Below are 14,387 nucleotides of genomic sequence, written 5' to 3'. Positions count from 1 at the left end.
GGAATCGGCGTGGGAGTAGGAATCGGCGTGGGAGTAGGAATCGGCGTGGGAGTAGGAATCGGCGTGGGAGTAGGAATCGGCGTGGGAGTAGGAATTGGCGTGGGAATGTTAACAGTAAAACTGCCTAAATTGCTACCTACAACTTGATTACCAAAAGTATCTTTTACTTGCGATGCTTGCAAATTAACAGCGTAACTGCCATTATCTGTATCATCCCAATTTCCCCCAGGTGGAGTCAGTGAATAAGTAGCGAGGCGAGGTGTACCATTACTGTTAGTATCGACGCTGACAAATGTAGCAGGAATTGTACCGCCTGACCAACTTACTAGAATGTCAGAACTATCTAAACTGCTAACATCTATTCCAGTATTGTCGTTGAGAGTAACAGTAAAAGTCTGGGTTGTAGCGCCTGCTGTCGTAATATCAGCGATAGGATTGATGGTGACAGTCGGGATAATTCCATCTATTGCTATTGCTTTGGAAGCACCCAAAGAATTCACTACACCCGGAGTTGGCAAGATTAAAATAGCATCACCATTGGCAGCATTCTTAATAGTACCGCTACTTAAAGATAAAGCAGTTGTCGAAACATAGTCTAAGTCAGGATTGCTATCGCCTGCTGCGACTGTATACCGAAATGTTAAAGTGTTGCTACCGCTGCCTGAGAGGTAATTCGCAACGGGAGTTACACCTGCTAAACTAAGCTGTGGCGTACCCGTAACGTTGACTGTTTGAGAGAATTGAACGCTGATGTCAATCGATGTACCGATACCGTAATTTCCGTCTGCTGTCACTGCGCTGACGCTGGTAATGTTAGGGACGGGGTTAATTGCAATATCGGCGGTTTCGGTAGCGCTACTGAAAACGCTGGATGTGCCGTTGGTAGCTAAGTCTGCTGTTACGTCTGCTGTGCTGCCGTTGGTGCCAGTAATTTGATCCCACGCTTGGAAGGCGATCGCGTTAGTAACGGTTCCACTATAGGTAGCTGTGGGTACGAAGCGGATGCGGGTGGATGCGTCGGATGCTAGCAGTCTAGCAGAGGTAACAGAGGCGGTGAAGGTGTTCCAGGTGGTGCCGTCGGTGGTGTATTGCCAACTGCCGTTAGTCGTGTCGAGGTTGGTGATGGCAATACCTTGTAAGGCGCTGGCATTAGGATCGGTGATTTTTGTGCCGCCGAGGTTGGCGATGATGGTACTAATGAGTGTACCTGTGCTGGCACTGTCGTTTTGGTTTTGGGCGTTGAGAGTGGGGATGCCAGAATTATCGAGGGTGGGAGAGTCGTTGACGAGGACGCTGACGGTGGTGGGTGTGGAAGCAATGCCGTCGGTGGCGGTGTATTGAAAGGTGTCTACACCGTTGAATCCGGCGTTGGGGGTGTAGTAGAGGCTACGTCCTTTGTCAATAGCGATCGCCTCGACTGTACTATCCGCATTCGGGTTGAAGGTGGCATCGGCGGCACCTGTTGTGGGGTTTAATTTGGCGATTGCGATGCGGGGTTGTGCGCCGATGGTGATGAAATCGCCGCCCACTATGGGGTTGCCACTGCTGTCTAGGGCGATCGCTCTGACTGTATTATTCGCATTCGGGTTGAAGGTGGGATCTGCCGCACCTGTTGTGGGGTTTAATTTGGCGATTCCACTGCGGGGTTGTCCGCCGATGTTGATGAACTCGCCGCCCACTATGGGGTTGCCGTTGCTGTCTATGGCGATCGCTCTGACTGTATAACTCGCATTCGGGTCGAAGGTGGGATCTGCCGCACCTGTTGTGGGGTTTAATTTGGCGATTCCGCTGCGGGGTTGTCCGCCGATGTTGATGAACTCGCCGCCCACTATAAGGTTGCCGCTGCTGTCTAGGGCGATCACATTGACTGCACTATTCGCATTCGGGTTGAAGGTGGCATCGGCGGCACCTGTTGTGGGGTTTAATTTGGCGATTGCGATGCGGGGTTGTGCGCCGATGTTGTGGAAATCGCCGCCTACTATGGGGTTGCCACTGCTGTCTAGGGCGATCGCTCTGACTGTACTATCCGCATTCGGGTCGAAGGTAGCATCAGCGGCACCTGTTGTGGGGTTTAATTTGGCGATTCCGCTGCGGGGTTGTCCGCCGATGTTGATGAACTCGCCGACCACTATGGGGTTGCCGCTGCTGTCTAGGGCGATCGCTCTGACTGTACTATTCGCATTCGGGTCGAAGGTAGCATCAGCGGCACCTGTTGTGGGGTTTAATTTGGCGATTCCGCTGCGGGGTTGTCCGCCGATGTTGATGAACTCGCCGACCACTATGGGGTTGCCGCTGCTGTCTAGGGCGATCGCTCTGACTGTACTATTCGCATTCGGGTTGAAGGTAGCATCCACACTCCCATCGCTATTCAACCGAGCGATTCTGTTGCGGGCTTGTCCCCCGATGGTGGTGAAATTGCCGCCCGCATATATCCAGTCGTTGATGATGGCGGTGCCGTTGGTGGGGGCGGTAGTGATGCTATTCACCGAGACGCGGGAACTCCCGGTGTCGTTGGCGAGCACGTCGATGCTAATGCTAACTTGGGGTGAGTTGACTGTAATGGCTTTGCTGTCTGGGTTAGCGGTGGCTGCTAGGGTGTGGCTGTAGGCTAAAGCCTGAATCGGTGTTGCTTCGATGGAGCCGATTTGTACTTCCAGTTCCCAATCTCCGCCTAGTTTGGCATTGCCCGTAGGGTTGGCAGAGGCGGCGATGTCAGCACCAGTTAATTCACTCAGACGTTGGAGGAAGTGGTTAGGTTTTGTGGGCTTAACACCAGTCGATTTAACACCAGTCCCGTCGAAGGCTAAAACCCCCGTCTGATAGCGAAAGTTCTCTGAAGAGGACTGAATAAATAAATTGTCTTGATTGTCTTGAGTCGGTTTCAACCGACTTAAGCTATGAGACAGGGGTTTTAACCCCTGGCGGATGTGGTGAGTGTGGGGGATGTGGGAGATGTCGGGGCTGTCAATTTTCACCGATACATCGGCGGCGATATTACAGCCATAAAGGAGAATATCAGCACCATTTGTTAATGCTTTGCGCCACTGTTTGAGTTGATGACCGAAACTTTCTATATTGCTGCTGTTGAGTGTATTTGCGCCGAGTTGTACGACACCTGGACTGCCGTGAGAGATAATATGTATTGCTTCTATATTTTTTTCAATTGCGAGCCTTTGAGTAATTTGCTCAATGCCATCCCGCGTTTCATCTAGAATAATTACTTTACCCTTTGGAGAAACCCCGCTAATTAAACTCTGGTAATCTTCAACATTTGAGTCAATAAAGACTAGAATTGAAAGAATTTTTTGCTGTGTCATTATGCTCCATCTTTATTCTTTAAGTATTATATGTCTCATTGAAATAGGACTTATGCACTCATTAGCATCTAATGGCGAGTCAGATCAAATCCGGTGGCATCGGCATTATAAGTTTATAAGTAAAGCAGGCCGGAAAGTGCACTATCCTAGAGAATCGCGGGCTCTCCGGCCCGCACCACAAATTACATAGTTCTCATGTACTGGGAAATGAGATCATAACATTACCAAGGACTCCCAATCATCGTAAATCCCGCCCAATAATAAGGATGGGAGAGATTTACATTAGTCAGTTCAGCTAATTCTGGCGGCAATTCTAACTCCTTATTTAAGTTTGACAAAATTAAACGGCCATTTTCAATGCGAACTTGACCTTTGAGCATAGCAATTTGAGCCTGCCGCAAGGCTTCGGCTTTAATAGGCGCGACCTTTAAGTGATGGTAAAATTCAGCCATTAACCCTAAAGTACCTTCATCGCTGACGTACCAAAGACTCGCCAAAACTGACTTCACCCCCGCTTGCACAGCTAACCCCGCAAAACCTAATTCGGTGTCATCATCACCCACAGCAGTTTTACAAGCGCTCAACACCAATAACTCAACTTTAGGCGGCTGATTCCACCCTAGTTCGCGCACGCGATCGAGTGTTAGCCTGGTGTCTGATAACTGAATGTAAGAATTGCTCGCTGCTCCTGACTTAAACTCTCCGTGAGTGGCGAGGTGAATAATGCGAAAGGCTTGGGTGGTGCCTTGCGACCTCAGATTGTTGAGAGTAAAGGTTTGGTTGAGGAAGGATTCGCTTTTCCATTCGGAGGCAATAGCCTCAAGTTCTGCGGGCACTGCTGGCAAAGGTTTGTTATCGGTAAATTGCGAGGCCCCCATTGCTAAAACTTCAGCATTTTTAAGGCTTTCATAGTTAGTATCGGTCAAGTTGACGCTGGGAATAAGTCCCATGCTGTATTTTTCTACTAGAAATTGAGAACCATCATGGAGGGCAGCTAAGGGGAGCGATCGCAATCCCGCATCCATACTAAAAAGTAGGGTGTCGATACCTTGAGCTTTTAACTCGGCTTCTAAGGGGGCAATTATCCACTGATAGAGTTGCTGGGATGCTGGCAAATACGTCTGAGTATTGACTTTTATAGGATTAAGGAGTTCTTGCCTGAAATTGGCGGCGACTTGCATCAGAGTTTCGCGCCGGGCGGCGGGGATGCTTTTATGAATTGGGAAACCAGTAGGGGGAACGATAATCAAGTCTAATTGTTCAGGGCGGGCTAAGGCGTAGATAATGGCTGGCTTAGTATTTGTTTGGCTAGCGATCGTTCTAGTTATTTGCTGTATAGCCGTAAAAGATTGCAAATCGCCCCTGACTTGCTGGTTGACGTATGACCCTACTTGTTCGCTATAGAAGATATCGACAAATAAACTGGCTTGAGGGATATCGCCTTTATCAATCTGTTGTGTGATATCGCTAAGACTAACCGTATTTAGAATGATTCCGGCTTGGTTCGTTTTGCTTTCTAGAGGGGATCTTGAGTCGGAAACTGCCGCGTTGCTGTTGCTATTGCTGTTGCTGTTGCTGTTGCTGTTAGCTGATTGCGCGATCGCGTTGGTAATTGAAATATCCGGTAAAGGGAAGGTGGCATCAAGAGACGGAGATAAAGTTGGTGTCGGAGTAGGTAATGGCATCGGCGCTAGCATTTCAGGCGCAATGGAGGGCCCAAGCAATATCGGAGACGGTATTGCTTGTGGAATTGGCGCAGGTGAGGACGTTGGTTCTGGTATTAAAGATGGCGCGGGTGATGGCGTTGGTTCTGGTATTAAAGATGGTGCGGGTGATGGCGTTGGTTCTGGTATTAAAGATGGCGCAGGTGATGGGGATGCCGTTGGCTGTGGGGTTGGAGATGGTGTCGGTTCCGGTGTTGCTTGTGCAGTTGGAGATGGTGTCGGTTCCGGTGTTGCTTGTGCAGTTGGAGATGGTGTCGGTTCCGGCGTAGGTGATGGTGTAGGAGATGGTGTCGGTTCCGGCGTAGGTGATGGTGTAGGTTCCGGTGTTGGTTCCGGCGTTGGAGATGGTGTTGCTTCCGGCGTTGGAGATGGTGTCGGTTCCGGCGTAGGTGATGGTGTTGGAGATGGTGTTGGTTCCGGTGTAGGTTCCGGCGTAGGTTCCGGTGTAGGTTCCGGCGTTGGAGATGGTGTTGGTTCCGGCGTTGGAGATGGCGCGGAAGTAATGATAGTAATATTGCCCTGAGTGTAAGTGCTAGGTGGCACTGGCACCGCGAACTGTGGCGAAATTGTCTCCGAACCTGATGCGATCGCTCCTGTCGTCCCATTGGTTGTCGCATCGCCGACAATAAAAGGTGTAGTCGTGCCCCCCGCGTGACTAATCGCGATCGCGCCGCCGCCCGTGCCATTATTAGCGCTGGAAATGCTCGCATTTACACCGTTACTATCTGCAAAAGTGCCGCTGACTGTGAGAAGATTGCCAGCCGTGAGGTCAATACTGCCGCCAGTAGACTGGAGAGTGCCTGTAACGGCGATGTCGGTAGCAGCTTTGAGGGTAATATTGCCACCAGAAGTGGCGATCGCATCCAGCGCAATGTCCCCTGCTGATTCCAAAATCACAGGCCCGCCTGCTGTCGAAATCGCTCCCACTCCAATGCTATTGCCCGAAGCAACACCGGGCGAAGCAAAAAATGTCTCCCCTGCTGTCGTATTCGGCGGCAGATTCGCAGCATTCGCCAGAGTCGAAACGCCCGATCGCAGAATTAAAGCTGCACTACCTGAAAGCACCGCCGCATCTGGATCGGCGGAACCTGACAAAGTAGTATCTGGCCCTGTGATGGTAATATCTCCCGCCGCGATCGCGCCTTTTGCTTCTACCTTAAGTGAGGTTCCAGTATAATCACCAAATCTCACATCTCCCTCGGAGCTAATAATCGGGTCGTACAAACTCAAAAAACTGCCACCGCTGCCAGACAATGTGAGAATACTTACATTACCTCCCGCAGCGAAGTGAGCATCACCTGAAACATTGCCATTGCTCAATAATGTGATATCCCCTGCAGATTGGAATGCAGGGTTAGGGTAATTTAGCGCGAAGATATCAATATTTTGATTACCTTGTATAGTAAGATTGCCGCCCGCGATCGCCCTGAAAGGATAACTACCATCCCGCACCCGCACCGTATCTCCTGCCAACAGAAACAAATTGTTCTCAGTAAGTAGCTGGCTTTCTACCAAAGTGAGATTACGTGCTGCCGAGAGTCTAGCATTCTGACTATTAACAGTAGAATTAGCGATCGCCACATCCCCGCTTTCCACCTTCAAACCCGCCGTCAAAACCACTTCTCCTGCACCGTTAACGGAGATACCAGTAGCAGAGTTCCTACCTGCGCCCGCAAGCAATTGCGGAAGAGACAAAGGCAGAGATAATTGCCCATTCTGTGCCAACAATCTCCCGTCAATAGCTCCTATTTCTAAACTTAATAAATGCCCTTGTTGACTAATCCGAACAGCATTCTCACCGGGAACAGCAGCGACAATAATATTACCTTGGGGAGCATTGAGCGAACCTGTGTTGACAACTGTGCCACCAATTAAAGTTAGACTTTGTTCCGGCAAAACAGCTAAATTACCTGCATTGAGGATACTTCCCGGTTGGCTGAGATCAAAGTAAAAAGTGTTCGGAGGTCCTATCAGCGTACTGTAATCATTCGTCGCTTCGGCAACATTGAACAAACCGGAATAAAAGCCGATGTTAGTAGCAGTAGTAGCTGTAAAAGCAGCCGGAAGATTCAAGCTAGCATTAGGACCAAAGATAATGCCCGAAGGATTGATTAAAAATAGGTTAGGATTGCCGCCACTTACTTGAATTAAACCGTTAATAATAGAAGCATTGCCGCCTACTACCCGTCCTAAGATGTTGCGAATAGCGGGAGTAGAAATAAAATTAGCAATCTGCCCTTCGCTAAGCCCAAACTGTTGAAAACTGTGGAAAAGATTCGCTCCATCTCTAGAAGTTTGGCCGCCTGTGATATTGAAGCGATCGCCGCTAGGCGTGACTGTAGTGCCAGTGCGATCGGGTGCGGGAACAATGGGTTGTCCTTCTACCGCCGCTGTACTCAAAATAGTGGCTGCGATCGCTAGCATTGCAGCACCCTGTATAGAAAAGAAGGCTAGTTTCATTAGGTTTGAGCTGGCAGAGCACGTATCGGACAATTATAACTTTAAGGTATTAGTTGCTCAGTGCGGTCAACTGCGGCGTAAACTTAGCGATTAAGAACCTCGTCACCATCAGGGCGGTTGCTTTACCTGAAAATCACATTCTGCACTCTCAACTCTCACGATCGGTTTTTACTTATTTTTATCCAGCAATAAAGCTACAATTTATAGCTTTAAACCGTACATTGACTGATAAAAAACTTTTTAAAGACCTAATTTATTATTTTAAAAATAGAGTTTTCTGCGTAATTATGCTGTGTTACACCCCAAGCAGCGTAATGTGGGCTGAAAATCACAGCAAAAGTGCGATCGACTGTTGGTGCACCATACAAATTAGGCGATCGCACTCGGGGCAACCAGAAAGTATTTGCAGGCTGCTACCGGAAAAACTAAACATTTGTTAACAAACCTTTTTTTTGCCTTTATAACGCGCTATTCTCTACACAAAGCTGGTGCGTTTTGACTGCGCGTTAATGTTTACCATAAAAATCAATATGCTCTCTATTGCAGGCGTTGCCGTCCAGACACTTCTCTATGAAAGCGCCAACTCTCTGGTTTACCGGGCGATTCGGGAAGCAGATAACCAGCCGATTATCCTCAAACTGCTCAAAGAGAGCTACCCCACACCTCAAGAATTGGTGCGCTACCGCACCGAATACCGCATCACCCAAGAGTTGAAAGAGCCGGGAGTCGTGCAGGTTTATGACTTGCAAAAATACCAAAACAGCCTCGTGATGTTTGTGGAGGACTTTGGCGGCGAATCCTTGACAATTTGGATGCAGCAGCGAAAGTTTACTCTGGAGGAATTTTTGCTTCTTGCGATCGCCACAACTGAAATTTTAGGGCAAATTCACAGGGCAAACATCATCCACAAAGATATTAACCCTTCTAATATTGTTTACAACCCGGAAACGAAACAATTAAAAATTATTGATTTTGGCATTTCTACTCAGCTAACGCGAGAAACACCGAGCCTGAAAAACCCCGGCCTTCTTGAAGGAACTCTCGCTTACATATCGCCGGAACAAACTGGCAGGATGAATCGCTCTCTCGATTATCGAGCTGATTTTTACTCGCTTGGTGTCACCTTCTACGAATTGCTGACAGGAAAACTGCCTTTTGAGACAGAAGATGCTTTAGAGTTGGTTCACTGCCATATTGCCAGACAACCAGTTCGTCCGCACGAAATCGAGCCAGAAATTCCCCTAATTGTGTCTCAAATTGTCAGTAAACTGATGGCGAAGAACGCCGAAAACCGCTATCAAACTGCCTTGGGAATAAAGCACGATTTAGAAATGTGTCTGGTTCAATTACACGAAACGGATAGCATAGCAGAATTTGACTTGGGAACGCAGGATATTACAGACCATTTCCTGATTCCCGAAAAGTTATACGGTAGGGAAACTGAAATTTCTCATCTATTAGCCACATTTGAACGAGTCACTACAGGTAGCGCCGAAATGATGTTGGTAGCTGGCTTTTCGGGCATTGGTAAAACCGCAGTCGTGAACGAAGTGCATAAGCCTATAGCCAGACAGCGGGGCTATTTTATTAAAGGCAAATACGACCAATTCCAGCGCAATATTCCCTTCAGTGCATTTGTGCAAGCATTTCGGGAATTGATGGGGCAATTGCTATCAGAAAGTGATGCTCATTTACACACATGGAAAACCAATATTCTGACAGCAGTCGGTGATAGCGGGCAAGTGCTAATTGACGTAATTCCTGAATTAGAACGCATCATTGGCGCTCAAAGTCCTGCACTAGAACTGTCAGGGAGTGCTGCCCAAAATCGCTTCAATTTGCTGATGCAAAAGTTTGTGCAAGTATTTACCACCGCCGAACATCCCTTAGTGATGTTTTTGGATGATTTGCAGTGGGCGGATTCAGCATCCCTGAAGTTGCTACAACTGTTAATGCAGGATACGGGGCATCTGTTAGTGTTGGGTGCTTATCGGGATAATGAGGTGTCACCTACTCATCCGTTTATGTTGACGGTGGATGAGATTGTGAAGTCTGGGGCAGTGGTGAATACTATTACCCTGCAACCGTTGAGTTTAGCAGATCTCAATCAGTTGGTAGCAGATACGCTGATTTGCGATTTATCCTTAGCTCAACCTTTGACAGAATTGATTTATGAAAAAACTAAAGGTAATCCCTTTTTCTCGATTCAATTCCTCAAGTCTTTATATGAAGATGGGCTGATTATTTTTGATCGCCCTGTGTCCCCCCTTACTAAGGGGAAAAGTCAAGGGGCGTGGCAGTGCGATATTACTCAAGTTACATTTGCCGACGCCTCGGATGTGGTGGAGTTTATGGCGGTGCAATTGCAGAAGTTGCCGAAAGAAACTCAGAATGTTCTAAAATTGGCGGCTTGCATTGGGGCGCAGTTTGATTTAGATACATTAGCAGTAGTCAGCGAAGAAGTACCCGAACCAACGGCATCAGTGCTATGGAAAGCTTTGCTTGAAGGAATCATTTTAGTGAGTGCAGAAGGCTATAACTTCATTCAAGCAAATGCTCAATCCCCTTCTGGATCTGTTGCTAATCCAACTTATAAGTTCCGGCACGATCGCGTTCAGCAAGCGGCTTATTCATTGATTCCCGACGACCACAAACAAGCCACACATCTCAAAATTGGACAATTGCTCCTACAAAGTTCCTCAGAGGCCGAAATAGAGGAAAAACTGTTTGATATTGTCGGGCATTTGAATCTAGGAATTGAGTTAATCGCTAGATCGAATGAACGGGAAGTCTTAGCCCAATTCAACTTAAGAGCCGGACGTAAAGCCAGAAATTCTACCGCCTACGTTGCGGCAAATATCTATCTGCAAACAGGGATTGAGCTACTGAGGGCCAACTGCTGGCAAAGTCAGTATGAGTTGACCCTGAATCTCTATATTGCTGCTGCCGAAGTCGCCTATTTGAATGCTGACCTTGATGGTATGGAACAGATGACAGCACAGGTTTTGCAAAAAGCCCAAACAATTTTAGACAAAGTTAAAATTTACGAAATTCAAATTGCCGCCCAGACAGCCCAAAACAAGATGTTAGAAGCGATCGCAGTGGGTAGAGATGCCCTGCGACTACTGGGGATCGATCTCCCCAGCGAAGCTGACGAAGCCTTGATTAGTAAAGCGCTACAAGCCCTTGCCGGCAAACTCCAAGATAAACGGATTGAAGAACTAGCTAATCTGCCGATGATGACTGATGCCAAGGCTCAAGCCACCATACAACTGTTAGGAATGTTAGGTTCACCCATTTATCAAGGAATGCCAAATTTAACACCTCTAGTTAGCTCCATGATGGTAAGTTTATCGCTCCAATTTGGGAATGCACCCGCCTCGACGGTGGGGTATGCAATCCACGGGATGGTTTTATGTGCCTTTTTACAAGAGGTGGAAACGGGCTATGGCTTTGGGCAATTGGCACTCTCATTGCTGGATCGGTTCAATGTAGGGGAATTCAAGTCTATAATTATGCTTTTGTTTGGTGGTTGGATTCAGCATCGTCAAGAAGATCTCTTGGCAACGATACCGACGCTGAAAGATGGCTTTACGGCTGGCATGGAAACAGGCGAATTTGTAGAGGCTGGCTCCAACATATATATGTATTTTTATACCCATTTATTCGCTGGGGTAGAACTAGACACTTGGGAAGCAGAAATAGCAGGTTACAGGGCTGTCATGGCGCAGTTGAAACAATATTCGGCTCAGATTTATTTGGATATGATTCAGCAGACGGTGCAGAACTTGAGGGAAACCCATATTCGGTCGGATTGCTTAATAGGCTCTGCCTACGATGAAACGGTGATGATTCCCAAGCACCAGCAGGATAATCAACTTTCGGCGATCGCTGATGTATATATCTCCAAACTGCTGCTTGCCTACTTATGGGCAAACTACACCGCTGCTGTAGACTACATTACCAAAGCCAAACAGTATTTAATGGCACTATCGGGAATGTTGTTTGTTCCCATTTTCCATTTCTATGCCGCCCTGACGAACTTGGCACTTTTCCCTACACAGCCAGAAACCGAGCAAGCTGATCTTCTCGCCTCTGTGGAAACCCATCAAACCACTCTGCACCAATGGGCGCAAAATGCTCCGATGAATTATCTACATAAATGGTATTTGGTTGAGGCAGAACGGCAACGGGTGTTGGGTAATAAAGCCGAGGCGATTGAAATGTACGATCGCGCCATTGCTGGAGCTAAAGAAAATCAATTTCTCAACGAAGAAGCCCTAGCTAATGAACTAGCAGCCAAATTTTACCTAGAATGGGGTAAAGAAAAAATTGCTCAAACCTACATGATTGAGGCGTACTATTGTTATGTCCAATGGGGAGCCACTGCTAAGGTAAAAGATTTAGAAACCCGATATTTCCCGCTATTAATACCTATTCAATCTGCAAATAAAAACATTAAAAATACCGCAACAGTGACGACTGCTGGTTCGGGTAGCTATCTAGATATCACCACAGTCATGAAAGCTTATCAGGCGATTTCCTGTGAAATTATGCTCGATAACCTAATGTCTAGCCTAATGAAAATTTTGATGGAAAGTGCAGGAGCGGAAAGAGGGTATCTAATTTCATCAAGTCAGGGAAAACAGTTAATTGAAGCTGAAGGGAAAATAGAGAACAATCCCGTTACCGTGTTGCAGTCAATCCCCGTTGAAAATTGTAAAAAACTTTCTGAAGCAATTGTTAATTATGTGACCCGCACTCAAGAAAGCGTCGTACTAGATGATGCTGTCCGAGAGGGACAATTTACTAACGACCCCTACATCCAAAAAAATCAGCCTAAATCAATTTTATGTGTGCCGCTGATTAACCAAGCTCAAATCATTAGTATTGTTTACCTAGAAAACAATCTCACAGCGGGAGCTTTTACGCCAGAAAGAGTGGAACTATTAAAAGTGTTATCTGGACAGGCGGCGATCTCGATTCAAAATTCTAAGCTTTATACCGAAGTCCGCGAAAATGAAACGAGGTTGACTCAATTCCTAGAAGCGATGCCAGTAGGGATACTTGTACTCCAACCCAGTGGTACACCTTACTACGTTAATCAGAGGGCGCAGCAGCTTCTGGGAAAAGGAGTTGCGCCTGATGCCACGCGCGAACAATTGGCAGAGGTTTATCAAGTCTATACCGCTGACACTTCCCAACCCTATCCTGTTGAAAAAATGCCTGGACTACGGGCATTAAATGGTGAAAGTTCCACTGTTAATGATGTAGAAATCTACCAGAATGACAAGGTTGTACCCATCGAAGTTTGGGGAACCCCTATCTATGATAATCAGAGCAATATTGCCTACGGCCTAGCAGCATTTCAAGATATAACGGAGCGCCAAAAAGCTGAAAGAGAGCGAATCAGATTTACCGATAAATTGTTCCAAATCAACAAAGCTTACGAGCGTTTTGTCCCCAATCAATTCCTCCATTTTCTAGAAAAATCAAGCATCATTGAGGTGGAATTGGGCGACCAAGTTCAGTTAGAAATGTCGGTGCTATTTTCCGATATTCGCGACTTTACTACGCTTTCGGAAACTATGACGCCGGAGGATAATTTCAAATTTATCAATTCCTATCTTTCTCGTATGGAACCTGTTATTAATGAAAATAAGGGGTTTATTGATAAATATATTGGCGATGCGATTATGGCGCTGTTTAGTGGGGAAGCTGATAATGCTGTGAAAGCGGGAATTTCCATGCTGCACTGCCTCGTTGAATACAATCAAAATCGCGCCAATTGTGGTTATCCACGGATTCAGATTGGGATTGGCATCAATACTGGAACTTTGATGCTGGGAACGGTGGGCGGACCAAATCGCATGGACGGGACAGTAATCAGCGATGCGGTGAATTTAGCTTCTCGGGTGGAAAGTTTGACGAAAAATTATGGGGTGTCGATATTAATCACCCAGGAAACTTACTCGCGTTTAGAAAATCCATCCCAGTACGCAATCCGCACCCTCGATACGGTAAAAGTTAAGGGAAAATCTGAAGCGGTGACGGTTTATGAAGTTTTTGATGCTGACACACCAGAAATCAAAGCGGGCAAGTTAGCTACGCTGGAATTGTTTGCAGAAGCGAGGGCAAATTACTTGCAAGGGAAGTTAGCTGAGGCGGCTGGGCTGTTTGCCGAGTGTTGGCGTCAGAATCCGGGCGATCGCGTCTCTAAAATTTACTGGGAACGCTGTCAGTCTACTCTAAGAAATCGCACAAAAATCAAAAAGCGGCCACACAATTTAGATTAATCATAAAAGTCCAAAGCTCGATCGCTACATGGTTGGAAGGGGAGATCATTTTCATTTTTCACGAGTGGTATTGGGGCGACGGTTGGGTGCGGTATCGGTTGGACGGAGTGTGGCTGCTGCCGCTGAATTTAGGGCAAACAGGTAGTTTGTTGCGGCTGCGGGAGTTTTTGGCGGGTAAGCAGAAAGCCTCAGAGTGATGTGAAGGTCGATCGCTTCATTGAGGACTAGGATTAGGTCAAGATCCATCAAAGCAGCGATCGCGGGCAAGGAAGGCAAAAGCAAGAGTAACCGAATTTTTCTGGCATTATCTAAACTTATGTCCCTGTGTAAAAACATACCAAAACATATCCTATACTTTTCGCCCAATTCGGTATGCAACATTAGCTGTAAGTTTGGAAAAAGTAATTATCCTTGTCTTGTTAAAATGCTAAAATTAGCTTTACATGATTAATGGTAAAGCTGGGCAGTGCTTGTGCCAACAACTGTATACAGCACTTCCGGGTGTTATGAGGCACAATAAGAATAGATTAAAAAAAATACACCAATGAAAGCATATTCAGTAGATTTGCGAAAAAAAATAGTAGCAGCCC

Annotated in this window: 4 protein-coding genes; 1 reads left to right on the top strand and 3 read right to left on the bottom strand. The window is 46.8% G+C overall.

Annotation, left to right across the window (positions count from 1 at the left end):
• On the bottom strand, positions 1-3,317 hold a 3,317-nt coding region (locus QUA57_RS22770), incomplete at its 3' end, for a DUF4347 domain-containing protein (protein ID WP_333251348.1).
• Between the two features lie 221 nt (positions 3,318-3,538).
• Positions 3,539-7,465: a CHAT domain-containing protein gene (locus QUA57_RS22765; protein ID WP_445304504.1), complete on the bottom strand. Its 3,927-nt coding sequence runs from the start codon at positions 7,463-7,465 to the stop codon at positions 3,539-3,541.
• Positions 7,466-8,031: 566 nt separating this feature from the next.
• Here QUA57_RS22765 and QUA57_RS22760 point away from each other — a divergent pair.
• Entirely contained in the window at positions 8,032-13,797 is a 5,766-nt protein-coding gene (locus QUA57_RS22760) for an AAA family ATPase (RefSeq protein ID WP_333063731.1), read from the top strand.
• Between the two features lie 51 nt (positions 13,798-13,848).
• On the opposite strand, the gene QUA57_RS22755 is transcribed toward QUA57_RS22760, so the two are convergent.
• Positions 13,849-14,133, bottom strand: a complete 285-nt coding sequence (locus QUA57_RS22755) for a hypothetical protein (protein WP_333063747.1) — start codon at positions 14,131-14,133, stop codon at positions 13,849-13,851.
• Positions 14,134-14,387 lie beyond the last annotated feature (254 nt).

Source organism: Microcoleus sp. Pol7_B2, assembly GCF_036701035.1.
GTDB lineage: Bacteria > Cyanobacteriota > Cyanobacteriia > Cyanobacteriales > Microcoleaceae > Microcoleus.
This window is presented reverse-complemented; position numbering and strand designations above follow the sequence as displayed.

Bases quoted from the DNA above. Each gene is read 5' to 3' on its own strand.
- QUA57_RS22765 (WP_445304504.1), bottom strand. From the start codon at position 7,465: ATGCTAGCGATCGCAGCCACTATTTTGAGTACAGCGGCGGTAGAAGGA.
- QUA57_RS22760 (WP_333063731.1), top strand. From the start codon at position 8,032: ATGCTCTCTATTGCAGGCGTTGCCGTCCAGACACTTCTCTATGAAAGC.
- QUA57_RS22755 (WP_333063747.1), bottom strand. From the start codon at position 14,133: ATGTTTTTACACAGGGACATAAGTTTAGATAATGCCAGAAAAATTCGG.